Source organism: Mycobacterium sp. (assembly GCF_049281135.1).
Taxonomy (GTDB): domain Bacteria; phylum Actinomycetota; class Actinomycetes; order Mycobacteriales; family Mycobacteriaceae; genus Mycobacterium.
Map to the genome: position 1 here is coordinate 1 of NZ_JBAPRN010000022.1, position 20,905 is coordinate 20,905.

A 20,905-nucleotide genomic window follows, 5' to 3' on the forward strand; every position below is an offset into this window, starting at 1 on the left:
CATCAGGTCCAACCAGTTCTCCGCGGTCGATACTCTTCCGGGCGCGAAGATACCAGTGCCTCCTGCGGGGTCCTGGAAAACTCCGGTGCCGTCGTCGTAGGTGGTGTAGGACGTGCCGTTGGCCTGCGGAACCGGGCCGGGCGGCGGGCCCCATGGCTTTTCTGCCGGCGGGTACGGCGCTCCGGGCAATCCCTCCGGCGGCGGCGGCGCGGGAACGACCTTGGGGAACGGTATGGCGGGGCCCTGCGGCGGGTACGGCGACGGCGGAATCCACGCCTGCCGACCGTCGGTCCCACCGGTGTTGGGCGGCGCCGGCGTCGGGAAGGGCTGGTGCGGCGCCGGGCCGGGACCTTCGATCACACCCGGCGGCAGCGGCCCGGCTACCGGCGTTCCCGGGTCAGGGTCATTTTGCGGCGGAATGAACGGATACCTGTTGGGCGGCAAAATGTTCAGCCCGTTCGTCACCGGGGTGCCGTACGGGATCGGCGGTCCGCGCCACGGGTTGGTACCGATCGGCACATAACCCTTGGGATCACGGCAGAGTGCCACGGTCGGGGCCCGCTTGCCAGGGAATTCCTGACACGGGTAGTTACGCGCTCCGCGTACTGCTGCCGGATCGTTCTGAGCGGTCTTGCAGTACATGTCGGTCGGGATCTCCCGCAGCGTCTCGTCGGCCGGGGTCCGAATCAACGGTGGCGGAATGAATCCGGTGGTGCACGGCGGCGGGTCGACGTTGACCTTGAAGTCGAGCTTGGCGCCCTCGTCCTGGGGTTCGCCGTTGGCCGCGGTGATGATCGCGGCGAACAATGCCGGCAGCACCACCAGAAGTTGCTCAATCGACTTGTGATAGATGACGCCTACCCTGCCCAGGTTGGCCAGGTTGGCCGCCAGCATCGGGAACGAGGGACGGATACCGGAGAACGCCGTGTTGGCCTGATCCACGGCCGGCGGCACGACCGTCAGCAGCGTACGCAATTGTGGATCAGCTTGGTGCACTTCGGAAGTGAACCGCGCCAGACCTTCGGACAGCGACTTGATGTCATTGCCGGAGCGAATTTGGGCCTGCAAAAACGGGCCGACTTGATCGATCAGCTGCGACGTCTGCGGGAATTCGGCATTGGCCTGGTCCACCAGCAGGCGGGACGACTCGAGCAGCCGGGCCAACTCGGGGCCGGATCCGTTGAACGCGTTGAAGGTTTCGTGCAGTAACCCGCGCAATCGGGTGTCAGCGACGCTGTTGACCAGTGTCTCCGACTGGTGCAGCAGAGTCGCGATTCCCACACTGATCACGGTGTTGTTCCGGTCGATGCGAGATCCGTTGTGCAGCTTGGTCGTGGCCGCATGCTCGGGAGGCACCAGGTCGATGTACTGCTCACCGATGGCCGACACGCTCTTCACCGATGCGGTGACGTTCGACGGGACATTGGTGCCGCTGTTCAGCCGCATCACCGCGTCGACGCCGTCGGGGGTGAGACCCACCGAGTCGACACGGCCCACAGCGACCCCGCGATAGGTGACGTTGGCGTTTTTGTACAGCCCGCCGCCTGCGACGAAGTTGGCTGTCACCCGGTAGGTGCCGATGCCCATCGCGGCCGGCAACCGCAGGTAGAAGATCGCCATGATGACGACGGTGATCACCGTGACCACCGCGAAGATCGCCAGTTGGACGCGAGTCAGTCGGTCCAGCATCAGTTGTTCCCTGCTGGTGTACCCGGCGGGATCTTGAACGGATCCGCGGCCTGCCCGGAGAGGTTGGCCATTTCACCGAGTAGGAAGTCCGGCGGATTGAGGATGTCCTTCATGTGCAGCATGTTCGGGTCCAGTGGCCACGACGTGGTGAAGAACGTCTCGCCCAGCCGTCGGACCGTGAGGTCGAAGGTGGTGAACACATTGAGGTAGTCACCCCGTACCGCTTGCTTGATACCGAAGTTCGGGAACGGGAACGTCAGCAGCAGCTGATTGGACGTCACGAAGTTCTTGCGGTTGTCGGCCAGCGCCTTGGTGTTGGCGTAGATGTCTTTGAGGTCCGCGGCGAAATCCACTTTTGTTTGTGAAAGGACCTGCGCCGCAACTGTTGACACCCTTTTGAGAGCGCCGAACGCCTCGACGATCTTGTCACGGTTCTTGTTGAGCACTCGCAGCGCCTCGGGAAGCGTTTCCAGCGTCCGCCCGAGGCTGTCCTTGTTGTTGGCCAGAATCGCCGAGAACCGGTCCAGTCCGTCGATGGCCGCAACGATGTCGTTGACTTGATTGTTCAGCCCGGCCGTGAGTTCGGCCAGCCGCGGCACCAAATTGTTGAACTGGCCTTCCCTACCGGCGACCGCCTGATAGGTCTCGTCGGTAATCTCTTGCAGCGCACCCAGGTTACCCTTGTTGACCACGACACCGAGCGCGGAGAACACTTCCTCGGTGGTCGGGAAGCGACTGGTTCGGGTTTCCTGAATGGCCGAACCGTCGACCAGCCTGCCCGTTGGCGGCTGATTCGGTGGCGCCGCCAACTCGACATGCTGGGAACCAAGCAGCGAGGTCTGCGCCACCCGGGCAATGGAATTGGCCGGTAACACCACGTTGCGGTCCAGTGTCAGCTTGACCGCGGCATAGAAACTCCCATCGGTGCGCTGCATCGCGTCAATGCCCGAAACGCTGCCTACCGTGACGTCGTCGACCATGACGGGCGAATTCTGCGGCAGAGTCGCCACGTCGGCCAGATTGACCGTGATCGAGAATGAGCCCGTGCCGTGGCCTGCGGTACCGGGCAGGGCGACCGAGTTCAATCCGCCGAACTGGCACCCCGCAAGCAGCGCGCTGCCTGCGGCCAATGCGCTGCCGCGCAACCAGATCCGCCTCATCGCCCGGCCCCCTGCTCGGCCGGCAAGGGCAGAGAGGGCGCCGGGGCAGCCGGTGCAGGACCCGGCCGGGGGCCGAACGGGTTTGGCGTCGCGGCGGGCGCGCCAGGCGCTGGACCGTTGGTCGATGCCTGCGGAACCATCAGCGCCTGCAGGTCGGCCGGATTGGGCGGATGCGCCCCGGGCGCCGGTATCCAGTGCAGGTCTGGAATGGGTGTCTGTGCCCTGGCCTGGGTCTCCGGGGTGTCGTATTGGATCTGGCCCTTGTAAGCGGTGATCATGTTGAGCGGGTGGAACATGAACGGCGGGTAATTGAACGTCAGCCGGCGTAGTGGCGGCCCCAACCGCTCGCGGCAGATCTCGGCGCGCTTGTAGTACTCGGGTCCGGACGGACCCGCAGTGGTGTCGAACGAACCGCCGCAGATGAATTGCACCGGGTTGGCGAACTCGGGGATCGAGATCAGCCCGTTCAGCGTCCCCTGCGCGGGGTCGTAGATGTTGTAGAAGTTGGCGATGCCGGGGCCGGCGACGTGCAGCACCTGCTCGATGTCTTCACTTTGGTCGCTCAACACCTGGGTCAGGTCGGTGAGCTTGTCGACTGTTCCGATCAGCGTCGAGTTGTTCTGCTGTAGAAAGCCTTTGACGTCGATCAGTGCCTGGTTCAAGGTTCCGAGGGTGTTGTCGAGATGCGTCGAGCTCTTGGCGAGCACCTGCGATACCGAGGCCACATGGCCGGAAAACGCGACGATCTGCTCGTTGCTCGCCGAAAGCGCATCGACCAACACCTGCAGGTTCTTGACCGTGCCGAAGATGTCGGTGCGTGAATCACCCAGTCGGCCAGCGGCGCGCGACAGTTCGCGCAGTGAGGTACGGAACGAGTCACCCGTGCCGTTGAACGTGTCCGCGGCCTGGTTGATCGCCTTGCCCAGCGGCCCCTGCAGCTGCCCGGCCGCGGGGCTCAGCTGCTTGGCCAAATCAGTCAGCGATTGCTTGACCTCGTCCCACTCGACCGGGACGGCGGTGTGGGCCAACGCGATGGTCGCGCCGTTGGGCAACGCCGGCCCGCTGGTGTACGCGGGGGCGAGCTGGATGAACCGCGCCGCAACCAAATTGGGCGACATGATGATTGCGCGAGCGTCCGCGGGAACCTTGACATCGCGATCCACGGACATGGTGATTTTCACGTCTTCGGCCCGCGGTTCGATCGACTCGATGGTGCCCACCGGCACGCCGACGATCCGGATCTGGTCCCCGGGGTACAGCCCGACCGCCGAGGTGAAGTAGCCGACGATCTTGTTGCCGCTGCGGCCCGGCCAGGCCAGGTAGGCGCCCACAACGACAAAGACGGCAAGCAAGATTGCCAACGCCAGCCGCAACCCGCGGCGACGTTCCCGTAAAGCGGAGGAAAGTGTCATGGCGACTGCGGCCTCAACTTCCAGCGCTCTTGGACGAGGCCGCGCAAGTAGTCCGCGAAGCTGGCCGGCAGCTTGCCGGGCTGGAACACGGCGTCGAACATGATCCCGACGATCGGGGCGGGGAGCACACCGTAGACGTTCACGTTGAATCCGGGCCCGGAGCCGACCACTTCACCGAGCGTGGTTGCATAGGCCGGCAACCGTTTCAGCGCCTCACTGATGTAGTCACGACGTTCGTTGAGGTCGTCCAGCACGGTGTTGAGCTTGCTCAGCGCGGGGCCGAACTCCTTGCGGTTATCGGCGACGAAGCCCGACAGCTGCGCCGAGACGTCGTCGATGCCGGAGATCAGCTCCGCCAGCGCGGCACGGCGCGCATCGATCGCAGCGAACAACTGGTTCCCGTCGACGATCAGCTTGTTCACCTGCCCAGCACGCTCGGCGAGCACTCCGGTCACTGATTTGGCATGTGCCAGCAGTTGCTCCAGCGCTTCGTCGCGGGTATTCAAACTGCGCGACAGCGAGGTGATGCCGTCCAGCGCACCGCGCAGTTGCGGGGTGGCGTCGTGCAAGGCGTCGGTGAGGACCTTCAGCGATTTCTCGAACTGGGCCTTGTCCAAGTCGCCGGCGTTGTGGCCCAAGTCTTCCAGCGCGGAGCCAAGAGCGTACGGCGTCGTCGTCCGGCTCAGTGGGATGGTGGTGGCCATACCCGATCCCGCCGGGGTCACGGCCACCGCCCGCTGCCCGAGGATTGTCTCGGTGCGGATTGCCGCGAGCGACTGATCGCCGACGTTCACGTGGCGATCCACGGTGAAAGCGATCTTGGCGTTTTCGCCGGCGAGCGTAACTGCTTGCACCTTGCCCACTTTGATGCCGGAGACGTAGACGTCGTTGCCGGGGTTGATCCCGCCGGCGTCGGCGAAATAGGCGGTGTAGGGCCGGCCTTGCGGCCAGAACGGCAGCTTGGTGTAGCCGAACGCGACCAGGATGACGCACACCACCAGGACCACTCCGAAGATCCCGGTGCGGAGTGGGTCGCGGTCGCGGCGTTGGGTGCTACTTGTTGACAAAAGCGCACCTGCCTTTGCTCGGATCCACCTGGCCACCCAGCGGGAGGATGATGTCGCTGCCGGCCGGGCCGTTGATCTTCAGCGACACCGTGCAGAAGTAAATGTTGAAGTACGCACCGTAGGCGCCGAGCGCCGACAGCCGGAGGTAGTCCTCGCCGAGTTGCTCGATGTCGTTGTTCAACTCGGGCAGTCGATCGTTCAATTCTCCGGCGAGCGGGCGGAGGTTCTCCAGGGTGCCTTGCAGCGGTCGGCGTGAATGCTTCAGTAGATCAGTCAGATCCGACGTGGTGGTGGCCAGTGGTGGTATCGCGCCCGCGATCGCGTCACGGCCCCCGGCCAGCCCGGTGATCAGTTTCTGCAGCTGGTCGACGGTGTCGGAGAACTGCGCCCCTTTGGCGTCGACGGTGGCCAGCACGGCATTGAGATTGGTGATCACGTCACCGATAGCACGGTCGTGCGCGCCGAGCGTCGACCCGAACGAATTTGTGTTGGCCAGCAGGTTGGACAGTGCGCCGCCTTGGCCCTGCAGCAGGTCGATCACGTAGCTGCTGATCGTGTTGACCTTGTCGGCATCCAGTCCCTTGAGCACCGGGCGTAGGCCGCCGAGGAGCGCGTCGAGGTCCAGAGCCGGCTGGGTGTGGCGCTGGTCGATGGTCCCTCCGGGCGGGAGCTTGCGCAATTCCCCAGGGCCCGAGGCGATTTCCAGGAACCGGTCGCCCACCAAGTTGTCGTACCGGATCAGCGCGCGCGTCGACGAGTAGAGCGTGTAGCGCTTGTCCACACTGAAAGCCACGTCCACGGTGTTGTTCGGGTTGAGTTTGACCTCGTTCACCGAGCCGACCGGCACACCGGCAATCCGGACCTTCTGGTTTCCCTTCAGCCGGGTCGCGTCAATGAAGTTGGCGTGGTAGGTGTTTGACGGCCCGAAGCGGAACTCCCCGAAGGTCACCACCAGACCGAATGCCACCAGCAACATGGTGATGGTGAAGATGCCGACCTTTATCATGATGGAGCGCTGCGATTCGTAGCTGTCCATCAGAAGTCGTCCCGCTCAGCAAATGCGCCGTGGAACAACCATTGCAACGTCGACGGAGCATCCACCTGCACCTCGGTGAACGGCTCATAGGGGATATTCGCGTTGTCGGTCACCAGGAATGGAGCGCGGTACCAGGAGCCGCCGGTCTGCTTGGTGGGAAGGTCGGGCAGTCCGCGGCAGTTCGGACCACCGGAGGCGTTGACCCTCGGCAGGCTCTCCGGATAGGTGTACGTCGGCGCACCCAGGACGAAGCTCGACGAGGTGAACAGGCCCGCTTTCTTGACACCGAGGATCGGTGCGAATTCTTGGATACCGCGGTTGATGGCTCCGAAGAGGCAGCCGAATTCCGGTGAATAGTCGGCGGTGACTTTCAGCGGAGCGCGCAGCCGTTTGATCGCGTCGATCAAATTCTGCTCGGCAGGCGCCAATGTGTCATAAGCGTTGTTGGACAAGCCAATTGCGGACAAGAGTGCGGTATTCAGATTGCTCTGCTCGTCGACCACCGTCTTGGCGATCGTCGGCGTGTTGTTGAAAACTGTGACCAGGTCGGGTGCCGCATCCGCGTAAATGTTGGCGACGGCGGCCGTCCTCCGGAAGTCCTGCTGCAAAATGGGTAGCTTTGGATTGAGTTGCTGCGTAAAGGTATTCAGGCCCGACAGCACTCCGCCCAGGTCTTTGCCATGTCCCCGTAGACCTTCGGCCAGCGCGCTCAGCGTCCCGTTCAACTCGACAGGATCGATCTTTTGCAGCAGGCCGATGAGCGACTGGAACAGCGTGTTGACCTCCAACGAAACTGCCGACACCGCGAGGTGCGCACCCGGGCGCAACGCAGCGGGCGACGGTGATTTCGGAGGAACGAACTCCACTGACTTCGCACCAAATACGGTGCTGCTGGCGATGTGCACGGCGGCGTTGGAGGGGATGTAGTGCAACTCGCCGCCGTCAATGGCGAGCCTTAACTGAGCGTCCTCGCCCGCATAGCTGATGTCGTCGACCTTGCCGATCTGGACTCCGCGATATTTCACCTTGTTGCCGCGGTCCATCTCCAGCCCGGCCCGCGGCGCGGTCAGAGTCACGGTGTCGGTCGGGGAAAACGCCGCCGTGTAGGAGAGGTAAGTGAGCACCACAGCCGCCACCAACAGAGAGGCCAGCAGCGCCGCTGCCAGCCTGACGTGAGTGCGTTGCGCACCGGTGCTTGCCACTGTCCCCCTTACCCGGAGAGGTTGAAGTTACCGGACGCGCCGTAGACCGCCAGCGAGATGAACAAAGTAATGACGACGACCACAATCAGCGACGTGCGCACCGCCTGGCCGACTGCCAGGCCGACACCCACCGGACCGCCAGAAGCGTTGTAGCCGTAGTACGTATGTATCAGCATCACCGCGATCGACATCACGATGGCTTGCAGGAACGACCACAGTAGATCGGTGGGAATGAGGAAGGTGCTGAAGTAGTGGTCGTACAGACCGGCCGACTGCCCGTTGATGAACACCGTGGTGAATCGTGCGGCGAAAAACGAGGCCAGTACGGCAAGCGAGTAGAGCGGGACGATCGCGATCAAACCCGCGATCAGCCGGGTCGACACCAGGTAGGACACCGAATGCACGGCCATCGACTCGATGGCATCGATCTCCTCGGCGACCCGCATCGCGCCCAGTTGGGCTGTCGTACCCGCACCAATGGTGGCGGCCAGCGCGATCCCGGCAACCACCGGCGCGACGATACGCACATTGAGGAACGCGGACAAGAAACCGGTCAACGCCTCGATACCGATGTTGCCCAACGACTCATAGCCCTGCACCGCGATAACGCCACCTGACGCCAGCGTCAAAAACGCTGCAACGCCGACCGTTCCGCCGATGAGCACCAATGCGCCTGTACCCATTGTCATTTCGGCGATCAGCCGGATCGTCTCTTTGCGATAGCGGGTGAGCGCGTTCGGGATGTAGCGCATCGACTCGCCGTAGAACAGCGCCTGCTCGCCGAAGGTGTCGACCGGTCCGGCGAACCGGTGGAAGAAGCGGCGAATCCGCACCGTGGCGTCGTAGCTCATCGCTTTACCGGGCCAGCACTCGAACGCCGATCGCGGTCATGATGACGTTGATCACGAACAGGCAGATGAACGCGTAAACCACCGTCTCGTTGACGGCGACACCGACACCTTTCGGGCCGCCCTTGACCGTGAGCCCCCGGTAGCAACCGACCAGTCCGGCGACCACGCCGAACAGCAAAGCCTTGACCTCGGACAGCACCAGCTCGCCGAGGTGGGTCAGCACGGTCAACCCGTTGACGAATGCACCCGGGTTGACCCCCTGCAACAACACCGAGAAGACGTAGCCACCGGCGATGCCGATCGCCGAGACCAGCCCGTTGAGGAGCAGCGCGACGAAGGTCGACGCCAGCACTCTGGGCACCACCAGTCGTTGAATCGGATCGATGCCCAGCACTCGCAGCGCGTCGATTTCCTCGCGGATGGTGCGCGCACCCAGGTCGGCGCAGATTGCGGTGGCACCCGCGCCGGCCACCACCAGCACGGTGACGACGGGTCCCAGCTGGGTGATGGTTCCGAACGCGGTGCCCGCACCGGACAGGTCGGCGGCGCCGATCTCACGAAGGAGAATGTTGAGCGTGAACGCCACCAAAACGGTGAACGGGATCGCCACCAGCAACGTCGGGATCAGCGAAACCCGGGCGATCATCCAGGTCTGGTCGAGGAACTCACGGAACTGGAAAGGCCGCTGGAATGTCTTACGGAAGGTATCGAGGGCCATCTCAACGAAGCCGCCCACTGCCCGGGCCGGGACCACGAGCTGTTCGATCAACCTGGTTCCCTTCTCGCGCGGGTGTCTCCACGTCTCAGAGCGAAGCCCTTGTTTCCCCGGTTGCGCCGCTTTAGCTTGTTTCTGAGCCCGTAGCGGTCCGCGTGAGCCGGCCAATCGTAACTAGAACACGTTCGGCGTGTCAAAGAACTGCGGAATTAGACAAATGTTAGTAGTTTCAGCAGGTCAGAGCCTTTGTGACGCAGGTCATTCTGGAACGTGTTCTAGTCGACTTCGATTCCCGACCCAGGGCTCCCGACCCGGAAAATCAGTCCACTAAACCGACCGCCGAAAAAGTGCGTTTCGGATCACGGCCCGCAAAGTAATCGCTGAGTTCGGCGCTGAGGTTGTCGGGATCCCACGCCTGCGCACGCGCGTCAAACTGATGCTCGATGGTGGGCGCCGCCATCAAAGTCACTCGCGGGCCGTATACGACAAATACCTGGCCGTTGACGTCCTTGGCCGCCGGCGATGACAGGAATCGCACCAGGGTGACCACGTGCTCGGGCGACAGCGGATCAATTTCGCCGTCAGCAACCTCGGGTGCGTCACCGAAGACTTCGGCGGTCATCGCGGTCCGCGCCCGCGGGGCGATCGCATTCGCGCACACCCCGTACCGGCCCAGACCCCGGGCGGCGGTCAGAGTCAGCGAGATGATGCCCGCCTTCGCCGCTCCGTAGTTCGCCTGCCCGACCGGGCCCACCAGGCCGGCCTCCGACGAGGTGTTGACGATGCGGCCGTACACCGATCCGCCGGCCTCTTTCGCCTTCGACCGCCAATAGGTGGCGGCATTGCGGGTCAACAGAAAATGACCGCGCAGGTGCACGGCGATCACCGCGTCCCAGTCTTCGTCGGACATGTTGAACAGCATCCGGTCCCGCGTGATCCCGGCGTTGTTCACCACGATGCTCAGGCCGCCCAGGCCGTCGGCGGTGCTGACCAATTCGTCAGCCGTGTCGCGTTGGCTGATGTCGCCTGCGACGGCAACGGCCTTGGAGCCGGCGGTGGTGATTTCGTCGATGACGTCCGAGGCATCCAGCGCGGCGGCGATGTCATTGACGACGATGGTCGCGCCCGCGCGGGCTAAGCCGATCGCCTCGGCGCGGCCCAGGCCCGCCGCCGCGCCGGTCACCACCGCGACCTTTCCGGATAGATCGGCCGAATTCGTGCTGCTAGTCAATTTATGAATACCTCTAGTCTTCGCGTACCAGGGCTGCTCGCGGGCATTCGTGGATCGCCTGCTCGGCCGCCGCCTCCTGATCGGCCGGAACCGGATCGGTCTTCACCACCGCGTAATCCTCGTCATCGAGGTCGAAGATATCCGGCGCGATTCCCAAGCACACTGCGTTGCCTTCACACCGGTCGTGGTCGACTATCACCCGCACGACGCCCTCCTAGAACGTGGCTTTCATTTCGGTATGCCCACCATACGACGCGTCCCGGTTGCGTCCAGGCGAACGGTCGCTGGACCCCCAGACTAGAACGTGTTACAACCAGGGAAGCGAATGGGTAGCCGTTGATGCAGGCTGCCGCACAACTCACCCACGACTGGAGGGCGGCCGGATGCGCATCAGTTACACCCCGGAGCAAGAGGAGCTGCGTCGCGAGCTGCGGTCGTACTTCACCAAGCTCGTCACCCCGGAGCGCCGTGAGGCGCTGAGCTCGACATCGGGAGAGGTCGGCGAGGGCAACGTCTACCGCGAGACGGTCGCACAGATGGGCAAGGACGGGTGGCTCACCCTGAACTGGCCCAAGGAGTACGGCGGCCAGGACCGCTCCCCGATGGACTCGCTGATCTTCACCGACGAGGCGGCGATCGCCGGCGCACCGGTGCCGTTCCTGACCATCAACAGCGTCGCGCCGACGATCATGGCGTTCGGCACCGAGGAGCAGAAGAAGTTCTACCTGCCGCGCATCGCTAAAGGGGAACTGCACTTCTCCATCGGCTACTCCGAGCCCGGCGCCGGCACCGACCTGGCGAACCTGCGAAGCACCGCGGTGCGCGACGGTGACGACTACGTGGTCAACGGCCAGAAGATGTGGACCAGCCTGATCGCCTACGCCGACTACGTCTGGCTGGCGGTCCGCACCAACACCGAAGCCAAGAAGCACCGCGGCATCTCGATGCTGATCGTGCCAACCAGCTCAGAAGGCTTCTCCTGGACGCCGGTGCACACCATGTCCGGAGTGGACACCAGTGCGACGTACTACCAGGACGTTCGTGTTCCGGTCGCCAACCGGGTGGGCGAGGAGAACGGCGGCTGGAAGCTGGTGACCAACCAGCTCAACCACGAGCGCGTAGCGCTGGTGTCGCCGATGCCGATCATCATGGCGCTCAACCAGGTTCGGGACTGGGCGCAGAACACCAAGGATGCCGCCGGCGCCCGGCTCATCGATTCGGAATGGGTGCAGCTGAACCTGGCCCGGGTGCACGCCAAGGTCGAGGTCCTCAAGCTGATCAACTGGGAGCTGGCCTCGTCGGAGTCCGCGTCACCGTCGCCGGCGGACGCGTCGGCGGCCAAGGTTTTCGGCACCGAGCTGGCCACCGAGGCTTACCGGCTGCTGATGGAGGTCTTGGGCACCGCGGCGACCGTGCGACAGGATTCGCCCGGCGCATTGCTGCGCGGCCGGGTCGAGCGGATGCACCGCGCCTGCTTGATCCTGACCTTCGGCGGCGGCACCAACGAGGTGCAACGCGACATCATCGGCATGGTGGCGCTCGGCCTTCCCCGAGCCAACCGCTAGCGAATTCTGGAGAACCCATGGACTTCTCAACAACCGAAGCCGCGCAGGACCTCGGTGGTCTGGTCACCACGATCGTCGACGCGGTGTGCACGCCCGAACATCAGCGCAAGCTTGACGGCCTCGACCAACGGTTCGACCGCGAGCTGTGGAGCAAGCTCATCGACGCCGACATCCTCTCCACTGCCGCACCAGAATCCTTGGGTGGAGGCGGGTTTGGCGTCCTCGAAGAGGTCGCTGTACTGGTCGGCCTCGGCCACCAGCTGGCCGCTGTGCCCTACCTCGACTCGGTGGTGCTGGCCGCCGGAGCGCTGGCCCGGTTCGGCTCCACCGAACTCCAGCAGGACTGGGGTGTCCCCGCGGTGAGCGGAAAGAAGATCCTCGCCGTTGCCCTCGACGGCGAAATGGGTGACGGACCGGTGCAGGCCACGTCAGCCGGCGACGGCTACCGGCTGACCGGAACCCGCACTCAGATCGCGTACGGACCGGTCGCCGACGGCTTTCTCGTCCCGGCCGAAACCGATTCCGGGACTTCCGTTTTCCTGGTCGCCACCAGCGACCCGGGCGTCACCGTGACCGCGCTGGACACCACCGGCCTGGGCAGCATCGGACATCTACGGCTAGACGGAGTCGAGGTCGGCAATGGACGCGTCGTCGGCGACGACGAGGTGGTCAACTGGATCAAGACGCTGGACGTACTGGGCCACAGCGCGTTCCAGCTCGGCGTGCTCGAACGCGGTCTGCAGCTGACCGCTGAATACGCGCAGACCCGTGAGCAGTTCGACCGCCCGATCGGCAGCTTCCAGGCGGTCGGGCAACGGCTGGCGGACGGCTACATCGACGTCAAGGGCCTGCGCCTGACACTTACCCAGGCGGCGTGGCGACTCAGCGAGGATCTGCCCGCCGACACCGAGGTCGCGACCGCAGCATTCTGGGCGGCTGATGCCGGGCACCGGGTGGCGCACAGCATCGTTCACATTCACGGCGGTGTCGGCATCGACACCGACCACCCGGTGCACCGCTACTTCCTGGCCGCCAAGCAAACCGAGTTCGCGCTGGGCGGTGCCACCGGTCAACTGCTGAAGATCGGTCGCGAGCTGGCGGACACCCCCGCCTAGCTGTGCGCCCGGCGACGATGCGGCTCGTGCAGCGGCCCGAGGTGGGGGCACTCCCCCTCGCCGCTGCGCGGCTGGGGGTACCCCCACCCGCTTGCGGGGGAGAGGCGGGCTGGTGAGCGACGCACTTCCTACCGTCGCCGATCTGCTGGCCCCGCTGGTTGACGTCGACGATCGGGGCGTCCACTTCGAGGATTCATTCGTCAGCTGGCGCGACCATCTCCGGCAGGGCGCCGCGGTCGCAGCGGCACTGCGCGCGCGCCTTGACCCGAGCCGGCCACCGCACGTCGGGGTGCTGTTGGAGAACACACCGTTCTTCTCCTCGGTCTTGGTCGCCGCGGGGATGACGGGAATTGTCCCGGTCGGACTCAACCCGGTGCGCCGGGGCGCGGCGCTGCATCGAGACATCGACCACGCCGACTGCCAACTGGTCCTGGCCGACACGAATTCAGCTGGCACGCTGGACGATATCGAACACCTCAATGTCGACTCCGCCTCATGGGCTGACGAGGTCGCGGCACATCGTGACGCCGAAATACGATTTCAAGCCGCGGTGCCCGATGACCTGTTCATGCTGATCTACACCTCGGGCACCAGCGGTAATCCCAAGGCTGTCATGTGTAGCCACGGCAAGGTCGGGATCGCCGGCGTGACGATGACCGATCGCTTCGGACTCGGCCCGAGCGACGTCTGCTACGCATCGATGCCGTTGTTCCATTCCAACGCGGTTCTGGTCGGGTGGGCGGTGGCGCTCGCCTGCCGGGGCTCAATGGTATTGCGGCGCAAGTTCTCTGCGTCGGGCTTTCTGCCCGACGTACGCCACTACGGTGCGACCTACGCGAACTACGTGGGAAAGCCGCTGTCGTATGTGCTCGCCACACCCGAGCGGCCCGACGACGCCGACAATCCATTGCGGTCGGTGTACGGCAACGAGGGCGCACCCGCCGACATCGACCGTTTCGCTGCCAGGTTCGGCTGCCGGGTCATCGACGGGTTCGGGTCGACAGAGGGCGGGATCGCCATCGGTCGCACACCGGACACTCCGGATGGCGCTCTGGGGCCGATACCCGACGGGGTCGAGATCATCGACGTCGACACCGGCCAGCCCTGCCCGGTCGGTGTGGTCGGCGAGCTGGTAAACGTCACTGGCGCAGGACGTTTCGAGGGCTACTATAACGATCCGGAGGCCAACGCGCAGCGGATGGCCGGCGGCATATACCACAGCGGCGACCTTGCCCACCGTGACGAAGCCGGTTACGCGTACTTCGCCGGCCGACTCGGTGACTGGCTACGGGTCGACGGCGAGAACCTCGGCACCGCCCCGATCGAGCGGGTGCTGGCACGGCATCCGGATGTGACGGAGGTCGCGGTGTACGCGGTGCCCGATCCGGCCGTCGGCGACCAGGTGATGGCCGCTCTGGTGCTGGCGTCCGGCGCCGAATTCGACACCGACAAATTCCGCGCATTCCTGGCTGAGCAGACCGATCTCGGGCCCAAGCAGTGGCCCTCATACATCCGGGTCAGCACCAGCCTGCCGCGCACCGCGACTTACAAGGTGCTCAAGCGGCAACTGTCGGCCGAGGGTCTGGACTGCGCGGATCCGGTGTGGCCCATCCGGCGGTGAACAGCTTCAACGCGTTGTCGAGTCGGCTTTCCGCGGAGGTCGGTATCGCGATCGCCTCGGTCGGGTCGAGTCCTGTTTGCCTTGGCACGTGGACGTCCGGTGTCGCCTGGTCGACGAGCAAGGTGCCACTCGTGATTGCGGCGTCGCGGGCCGGCGTCGGTAGTCACGAGCTTTTTGCCCAGACGATTGCCCAGTCGGATAACACTGCCGCCGAGGAACTCTGGTCTCAGCTGGGCGATCCAGCCCGTGCGGCACAGCAGGTACAAGACGTGATCCGCGAGGCCGGCGACCCAGCCACCATGGTCGAATCACGACGACTCCGCGAGGGGTATACCGCCTTCGGGCAGACGCGATGGTCGCTGGCCGACCAAGCCCGGTTCGCGGCCGGACTTGCTCAGCTTGCCGAGGCGTCGCCCGTGGTCGATCTAATGCGCGGGCTCACGACCGACCACCGCTGGGGCCTGGCCGCCAAAGGCTTTGCTGCGAAGGGTGGTTGGGGCCCGGGCCTCGCCGACGACTACCTGGTCCGCCAGTTCGGGATCGTCCCGACAGCATCCGGCACGGTAGGCGTCGCTATTGCTGCCGAGGTTCATGACGGCGAGTACGAGGCCGGCGTCGATGTCGTCAACAGGCTGGCCGATTGGGTCGTCGATGAAGCCCTAAGCCAGCAATGACGGTACGACGGCCTCGACCAGGTGCGGACCGGGTTCGGCGAACGCCGCACGCAGTGCGTCGGCGAATTCCTCAGCAGTGGTGGCCCGCCGAGCCGGTACCCCCATACCTTCGGCGATCTTGACGAAATCCATTGTCGGGCGAGATATATCGAGCAGATCAAGCGCTTTGGGGCCGGGTGTCGCGCTCGCGCCGACCCGCTGCAGCTCGAGTCGAAGGATGTCATAGGCGCCGTTGTTGTAGATGACGGTGGTGACATCGAGGTCTTCCCGCGCCTGGGTCCACAGACCCGAGATCGTGTACATCGCAGATCCGTCGGATTCCAGACACAACACCGGCCGGTCGGGCGCGGCGACAGCGGCACCCACGGCGGCCGGGATTCCGTAGCCGATCGCCCCGCCGGTCAGGGTCAACCAGTCGTGCGCGGGCGCGCCCGCGGTCGCTGCCGTCAGCGGCACACTGGAGGTATTGGACTCGTCAACGACGATCGCGTTTTCCGGCATCAGTGCACCGACCACATTGGCGACCGAGACGGCGGTCAGCGCTCCGGTCGGCAGTTGAGGGCGGGACAGTGCTGCGACGGCAGCTGTCGTGCCGGGTGCGATGTCGTCAGCCAGCGCCGCCAAAGCTAGTGCGGCACCGGTGGGTCCGGCGAGCACATGTACGCTGCAACCCTCCGGCACCAGATCACTCGGCTTGCCGGGGTAGGCGAAGAACGACACCGGCGACGCCGCCCCGGCCAGGATCAGATGTTTTGTGCCCTCCAGTTGGGCCACCACGGCCTCGGCGAAATACGGGATCCGCTCGACCGCCGGGATCCCGGCCCCTCGCTCCAGCCGCGTCGGAAATGTCTCGCAATACCAACGGGTTCCGCTGGCCTCGGCAATCCGGGCGGCCGCCGTCAGTCCCGCGCCGCGGGTGGCATCGCCCCCGATCAGGAGCACTGCGGGCTCGCCAGATCGCAAGACCGCCGTGGCGGCTTCGACGGCATCCGCCTCGACGTCAGGCCGCTTCGGCTGGCCCGGCGATTTCTCGCCGATCTGGGCGCCGTCCGTCCACGAGGTATCGGCGGGCAAGATCAGCGTCGAAATCTGGTTATTGGCACGGGTTTCTGTGATTGCCTCGACCGTGTCAGCTGCGACGTCGGCGGCGTCGCTCGTCCGGTGCACCCAGCCCGAAACGCTTCCGGCGAGGGCGTCGATGTCGGATTCCAGTGGGGCGTCGTACTTCTTGTGATAGGTGGCGTGGTCGCCGACGACCACCACCATCGGGACGCGGGCGCGTCGGGCGTTGTGCAGGTTGGCCAGCCCGTTGCCCAGCCCGGGGCCCAGATGCAGCAGCACAGCGGCGGGCCGGCCCGTGATGCGTGCATAACCGTCGGCCGCGCCGGTGGCGATGCCTTCGAAGAGGGTCAGCACGCCGCGCATCTGAGGAACGGTGTCCAAGGCCGCGACGAAGTGCATCTCGGACGTGCCAGGGTTGGCGAAGCATACGTCGACGCCGCCGTCGACCAGGGTATTGATCAGAGCCTGCGCGCCGTTCACCAACGCAGCCTAGCTCGCGTGGCTAGAGCGCTAAAGCCGCCCGGGCGCAGACACCGGTCCGCTGCGCGTGCCCGCCACCGAACAACACCACATGGGCGAGCAGTGCAAAAAGCTGATGCAGCCCGATCCGCGTGCGCCAACCCGGTCGCAGCGGGTGCACTCGCTGGTAACCCTCGACAATGTCGTCGTACTGCGGACAGCCGAACAGCGCGAGCATGGCCAGGTCGTTCTCCCGGTGACCGCCGTGTGCGGCCGGGTCGATGAGCACAACGCCGTCCGGCGTCCACATCACATTGCCGTCCCACAGATCGCCGTGCAGCCGGGCCGGCCGATCGTCGTCGTCGAAGTCGCCGGCCCGACAGCGGGTTGCGACGCCTTCGACCGCCGCGCGAGTCGACGCGCTCAGACGCGGCGCGGCCAGTGCGGCCATCGGGGCCAACCGCTCGTCGGCGTAGAACTGGCCCCAATGCCGATGCGGCCGCAGCGACATCGGCAACGGCTGGGTCAGCGGCCCGAAGAACCCCGGCCCGTCCCAACCGGCGGGACCGGCACCGAAGCCCATGGCTCCCGCATCGTGCGTGGCAGCCAGCCGGCCGCCGAACTCGAAAGCCGCTGCAGAACTTGGAGTTACCGACTTCAGCCGCCGCAGTGTCAGGCTCGTCGCATCTGCGGCGACGACCGGCACACAGGGCACACCACCGTCGGCTTGCGAAAGCCATTGGAGCCCAGCGGCTTCACAGGCAAAGAAGCCGGCGGGTGCGCCGGTGTGACGCTTGACGAAGTCGGTCAAGCGGTCGCGTGGGCGGCGTGTATGTCGTCCGCCGGGCGCGCCTCGGTCTGTTCTTTGGCCCACCGGTAGTCAGGTTTACCGGCCGGTGAGCGCTTCACTTCGTCGACCAGCCAAAGGCTGCGCGGTACTTTGTATCCCGCGATCTCGGCCCGCACGAAGCTATCCAGGTCGGATAGCGACGGCCGCGAACCGGGACGAGCCTGCACGACTGCTGCCACGTGCTGGCCGTAACGAGGGTCGGGCACCCCGACTACCAACGCATCGAAGACGTCGGGATGCCCCTTCAGAGCGGCCTCGACCTCTTCGGGGTAGATCTTCTCACCGCCGCTGTTGATCGACACCGACCCTCGGCCGAGCATCGTGACGCTACCGTCCTCCTCGACCGTCGCGTAGTCGCCCGGAATCGCGTAGCGGACGCCTTTGATGGTCTGGAAGGTCTCGGCGGTCTTCTTCTCGTCCTTGTAGTAGCCGACGGGAATGTTGCCTTTCTTGGCGATGAAGCCGCGGATTCCGGAGCCTGGCTGGACCTCGTTCCCGTCGTCGTCGAGGACGACGGTCCGGTGGTCGATCGTCACGCGCGGGCCGCCGGCGTGTGGTGCGTCTTTGGCGACGATGCTGGTGCCGCCAAAACCGGTCTCCGACGAACCAATTGAGTCGGTGATGACCCGGTTGGGAAGCAACTCGAGGAACTTCTCCTTGATGCTGGGTGAAAACAGCGCTGCTGTGGAGGCGAGTAAGAACAGCGACGACAGATCGTACGCCTCGGTTCCCGCAGCGCCTTCCTGCGCTGCTAGCAGCGCGTCGAGCAACGGGCGCGCCATCGCATCACCGGTGAAGAACAGCAGGTTCACCTTGTGGTCGTGAATCGTGCGCCAGACTTCATCCGCATTGAATTCCGGTGCCAGCACGGTGGTTTGGCCTGAGAAGATCGACATCCAGGTGGCCGACTGGGTTGCGCCGTGGATCATCGGCGGAATCGGGTGACGGACCATCGGCGGATTGGCAGCGGCGCCCTTGGCCAGGTCATACTCGTCCTTGATGAATTCGCCTGTGGCGAAGTCGGTTCCACCGAACAGCACCCGGTAGATGTCCTCGTGGCGCCACATGACGCCCTTCGGGAATCCGGTGGTGCCGCCGGTGTAGAGCAGGTAGATGTCGTCGGCGCTGCGCGGGCCGAAATCACGCTCGGCCGAGCTGTCGGCGATCGCGGCGTAGAACTCGACGCCGCCGTAGCTCTGGTACGCCGTGTCGGGAATGTCGGAGCCGTCGTCGATCACCAGGACCGTCTTGACGTTGGGGGTGTCCGGCAGCACGTTGGCGACCCGCTCGGAGTACTGGCGTTCGTGCACCAGCGCGACCATGTCGGAGTTCTCGAACAGGTAGCGCAGTTCGCCCTCGACATAGCGGTAGTTGATGTTGACCAGGATCGCGCCCGCCTTGACGATTCCGACCATCGCGATCACGATCTCGATGCGGTTGCGGCAGTAGAGGCCGACCTTGTCGTCCTTCTTCACGCCCCGCTCCTGCAGGTAGTGCGCGAGGCGATTGGCCTTCTCTTCGAGCTGGGCGTAGGTCAGTTGCTCCTCACCGCAGATCAGCGCTACACGGTCAGGGACGGCATCGATGGCGTGCTCCGCCAAATCGGCAATATTCAGGGCCACGGACCCTAAATTAGAACGTGTTACATTTCCTGACAAGTTTCAGGCAGGCGCGCAGGAAGGCGATCACCCGTGAGCGAGTCCGAAAAGAACGCTGACGCCCTCATTGAGCAGCGCGGACACACTTTGATCTTGACGTTGAATCGCCCTGAAGCCCGTAATGCACTTTCCACCGAGATGCTCTCGATCATGGTCGAGGCCTGGGACCGCGTCGACACCGATCCGGACATTCGCTGCTGCATCCTGACCGGGGCCGGCGGCTACTTCTGCGCGGGCATGGACCTCAAGGCCGCAACCGCACGCCCACCCGGCGACTCGTTCAAGGACGGCAGCTACGACCCGTCGCGCATCGACGCCCTGCTCAAGGGCCGGCGGCTGACCAAGCCGCTGATCGCGGCGGTCGAGGGTCCGGCGATCGCCGGCGGCACCGAGATCCTGCAGGGCACCGACATCCGCATCGCGGGCGAAAGCGCCAAGTTCGGCATCTCCGAAGCCAAGTGGAGCCTGTATCCGATGGGCGGCTCGGCGGTGCGACTGGTGCGCCAGATTCCCTACACGGTTGCCGCCGATCTGCTGCTGACCGGACGGCACATCAGCGCCGCGGAGGCCAAGGAGATCGGCTTGATCGGCTACGTCGTTCCGGACGGCGACGCGCTGGCCAAGGCCCTCGAGATCGCCGACGTGATCGCCAACAACGGGCCGCTGGCCGTGCAGGCCATCCTGCGCTCCATCCGCGAAACCGAGGGCCTGCCGGAAAACGACGCATTCAAGATCGACACCCAGCTGGGCATCAGCGTGTTCCTGTCCGAGGACGCCAAGGAGGGCCCGTTGGCCTTCAAGGAGAAGCGCGCCCCGCAGTTCAAGAACCGCTGACGCATCGGGATTCCGGCGGAGATCAACAGCCGATCGTGCTGGGCCATCCGATGGCGGCACTGATGCGGTCCGGACGCGCCCCGGCCTCGATGCAGACCTGCTCGACGGCATCTGCCGACGCGGCGGCGAAAATTCCGAAGGCGTAGTCGTCGTCTGGTATCGCGACAGTCATCAGACGGCGCAGTTGCGCACCCTCCGCGGACTCAAGCCGGGAGCTGAGCAGCTTGGCGGCCTCGCCGACGGTGCACGCGATCGCCGCCGGTCCGTACCACTCGACGAGAAAGCACCGCACGCCCGTCTCACCGACGCTCATCGGGCTCACGGTAATGACGGCCGCAGCCGGCGACATCAGGGATATCCCTAATCTTTGCGCAATTAGATGCGCGCCTTCTCGGCTAGGCGAGAACCTGGCTGCCGGGTGTGAAAACCATCGGCATCGACTCCAGGCCGCTGACGAAGTTGGCCGGACGGAGGGGCAACACATCGCCGTCGGCGGCCAGCCGCAGATCGGGGAGGCGGTCGAGCACCCGATCGGTCATCAGTCTCAACTCCAAACGGGCCAACTGGTTGCCCAGACAGAAGTGGGTGCCGAAGCCAAAAGCCACGTGGCTGTTGGGGTCTCGGCGGATGTCGAACTGGTCGGCGTTCTCGAACATCGCCTCGTCGAAATTCGCCGACTCGAACAGCAACATGATCTTCTCGCC

General features: G+C 65.0%; 20 protein-coding genes. 5 read left to right on the top strand and 15 right to left on the bottom strand.

From position 1 onward, the window contains the following. From WAN02_RS00795 to WAN02_RS00840, 10 genes are all read right to left on the bottom strand, one after another. Positions 1 to 1,689, bottom strand: a 1,689-nt coding sequence (locus tag WAN02_RS00795; RefSeq protein ID WP_422261899.1) for an MCE family protein, incomplete at its 3' end; no start/stop codon positions are given. Continuing rightward, on the bottom strand, positions 1,689 to 2,849 hold the full coding sequence (locus WAN02_RS00800; RefSeq protein WP_422261901.1) for an MCE family protein: 1,161 nt from the start codon (positions 2,847 to 2,849) through the stop codon (positions 1,689 to 1,691). The genes WAN02_RS00800 and WAN02_RS00795, both read right to left, overlap by 1 nt. Then, positions 2,846 to 4,261 carry a virulence factor Mce family protein gene (locus tag WAN02_RS00805; RefSeq protein WP_422261903.1) on the bottom strand — a complete coding sequence of 472 codons (1,416 nt, stop codon included), beginning with the start codon at positions 4,259 to 4,261 and terminating at the stop codon, positions 2,846 to 2,848. The genes WAN02_RS00800 and WAN02_RS00805 overlap by 4 nt, the downstream gene beginning before the upstream one ends. Next, a complete protein-coding gene (locus WAN02_RS00810) occupies positions 4,258 to 5,328 on the bottom strand; it encodes an MCE family protein (RefSeq protein WP_422261905.1) in 1,071 nt (356 codons plus the stop codon). The genes WAN02_RS00805 and WAN02_RS00810 overlap by 4 nt, the downstream gene beginning before the upstream one ends. Beyond that, positions 5,315 to 6,364 (bottom strand): MCE family protein, encoded by a 1,050-nt coding sequence (locus WAN02_RS00815; RefSeq protein ID WP_422261907.1) that lies wholly within the window; start codon positions 6,362 to 6,364, stop codon positions 5,315 to 5,317. The genes WAN02_RS00810 and WAN02_RS00815 overlap by 14 nt, the downstream gene beginning before the upstream one ends. Next, complete coding sequence (locus WAN02_RS00820; RefSeq protein WP_422261909.1) at positions 6,364 to 7,566, bottom strand: MCE family protein; 1,203 nt, start codon at positions 7,564 to 7,566, stop codon at positions 6,364 to 6,366. Before WAN02_RS00820 ends, WAN02_RS00815 begins: the two co-directional genes overlap by 1 nt. Before the next feature lie 8 nt (positions 7,567 to 7,574). Next, positions 7,575 to 8,417 (bottom strand): ABC transporter permease, encoded by an 843-nt coding sequence (locus WAN02_RS00825; RefSeq protein WP_325687543.1) that lies wholly within the window; start codon positions 8,415 to 8,417, stop codon positions 7,575 to 7,577. A gap of 4 nt (positions 8,418 to 8,421) precedes the next feature. Continuing rightward, entirely contained in the window at positions 8,422 to 9,186 is a 765-nt protein-coding gene (locus WAN02_RS00830) for an MlaE family ABC transporter permease (protein ID WP_422261911.1), read from the bottom strand. Between the two features lie 265 nt (positions 9,187 to 9,451). Next, on the bottom strand, positions 9,452 to 10,363 hold the full coding sequence (locus WAN02_RS00835) for a 3-oxoacyl-ACP reductase (RefSeq protein ID WP_422261913.1): 912 nt from the start codon (positions 10,361 to 10,363) through the stop codon (positions 9,452 to 9,454). Between the two features lie 13 nt (positions 10,364 to 10,376). Next, positions 10,377 to 10,568, bottom strand: a complete 192-nt coding sequence (locus tag WAN02_RS00840; RefSeq protein WP_325693690.1) for a ferredoxin — start codon at positions 10,566 to 10,568, stop codon at positions 10,377 to 10,379. A 178-nt stretch (positions 10,569 to 10,746) separates the two neighbouring features. On the opposite strand from WAN02_RS00840, the gene WAN02_RS00845 reads away from it, so the two are divergent. From WAN02_RS00845 to WAN02_RS00860, 4 genes are all read left to right on the top strand, one after another. Next, the gene (locus WAN02_RS00845) at positions 10,747 to 11,928 is read left to right on the top strand and encodes an acyl-CoA dehydrogenase family protein (RefSeq protein WP_422261915.1); all 1,182 of its coding nucleotides are present in this window, start codon (positions 10,747 to 10,749) and stop codon (positions 11,926 to 11,928) included. Between the two features lie 17 nt (positions 11,929 to 11,945). Further along, positions 11,946 to 13,043 (top strand): acyl-CoA dehydrogenase family protein, encoded by a 1,098-nt coding sequence (locus WAN02_RS00850; RefSeq protein WP_422261917.1) that lies wholly within the window; start codon positions 11,946 to 11,948, stop codon positions 13,041 to 13,043. A gap of 112 nt (positions 13,044 to 13,155) precedes the next feature. Beyond that, positions 13,156 to 14,664 carry a long-chain-fatty-acid--CoA ligase FadD17 gene (gene fadD17 / locus WAN02_RS00855; protein ID WP_422261919.1) on the top strand — a complete coding sequence of 503 codons (1,509 nt, stop codon included), beginning with the start codon at positions 13,156 to 13,158 and terminating at the stop codon, positions 14,662 to 14,664. After that, positions 14,646 to 15,338 (top strand): serine hydrolase, encoded by a 693-nt coding sequence (locus tag WAN02_RS00860; protein WP_422261921.1) that lies wholly within the window; start codon positions 14,646 to 14,648, stop codon positions 15,336 to 15,338. The genes fadD17 and WAN02_RS00860 overlap by 19 nt, the downstream gene beginning before the upstream one ends. Here the strand turns inward: WAN02_RS00860 and WAN02_RS00865 are convergent. The 3 genes from WAN02_RS00865 to WAN02_RS00875 are packed head-to-tail and all read right to left on the bottom strand — an operon-like array spanning position 15,324 to position 19,367. Next, a complete protein-coding gene (locus tag WAN02_RS00865; protein ID WP_422261923.1) occupies positions 15,324 to 16,880 on the bottom strand; it encodes an acetolactate synthase large subunit in 1,557 nt (518 codons plus the stop codon). The genes WAN02_RS00860 and WAN02_RS00865 overlap by 15 nt on opposite strands. Before the next feature lie 22 nt (positions 16,881 to 16,902). Further along, entirely contained in the window at positions 16,903 to 17,670 is a 768-nt protein-coding gene (locus WAN02_RS00870; RefSeq protein ID WP_422261925.1) for a fructosamine kinase family protein, read from the bottom strand. Next, complete coding sequence (locus WAN02_RS00875) at positions 17,667 to 19,367, bottom strand: acyl-CoA synthetase (protein ID WP_422261927.1); 1,701 nt, start codon at positions 19,365 to 19,367, stop codon at positions 17,667 to 17,669. Before WAN02_RS00875 ends, WAN02_RS00870 begins: the two co-directional genes overlap by 4 nt. A gap of 33 nt (positions 19,368 to 19,400) precedes the next feature. On the opposite strand from WAN02_RS00875, the gene WAN02_RS00880 reads away from it, so the two are divergent. After that, entirely contained in the window at positions 19,401 to 20,201 is an 801-nt protein-coding gene (locus WAN02_RS00880) for a crotonase/enoyl-CoA hydratase family protein (protein WP_422261929.1), read from the top strand. Positions 20,202 to 20,223: 22 nt separating this feature from the next. Here WAN02_RS00880 and WAN02_RS00885 read toward each other — a convergent pair whose 3' ends face one another. Next, a complete protein-coding gene (locus tag WAN02_RS00885) occupies positions 20,224 to 20,514 on the bottom strand; it encodes a hypothetical protein (RefSeq protein WP_422261931.1) in 291 nt (96 codons plus the stop codon). 82 nt (positions 20,515 to 20,596) lie between these two features. Continuing rightward, on the bottom strand, positions 20,597 to 20,905 hold a 309-nt coding region (locus WAN02_RS00890; protein WP_422261933.1), incomplete at its 5' end, for a cytochrome P450.

Bases quoted from the DNA above. Each gene is read 5' to 3' on its own strand.
- WAN02_RS00825 (WP_325687543.1), bottom strand. From the start codon at position 8,417: ATGAGCTACGACGCCACGGTGCGGATTCGCCGCTTCTTCCACCGGTTC.
- WAN02_RS00850 (WP_422261917.1), top strand. From the start codon at position 11,946: ATGGACTTCTCAACAACCGAAGCCGCGCAGGACCTCGGTGGTCTGGTC.
- WAN02_RS00815 (WP_422261907.1), bottom strand. From the start codon at position 6,364: ATGGACAGCTACGAATCGCAGCGCTCCATCATGATAAAGGTCGGCATC.
- WAN02_RS00800 (WP_422261901.1), bottom strand. From the start codon at position 2,849: ATGAGGCGGATCTGGTTGCGCGGCAGCGCATTGGCCGCAGGCAGCGCG.
- WAN02_RS00885 (WP_422261931.1), bottom strand. From the start codon at position 20,514: ATGAGCGTCGGTGAGACGGGCGTGCGGTGCTTTCTCGTCGAGTGGTAC.
- WAN02_RS00805 (WP_422261903.1), bottom strand. From the start codon at position 4,261: ATGACACTTTCCTCCGCTTTACGGGAACGTCGCCGCGGGTTGCGGCTG.
- WAN02_RS00845 (WP_422261915.1), top strand. From the start codon at position 10,747: ATGCGCATCAGTTACACCCCGGAGCAAGAGGAGCTGCGTCGCGAGCTG.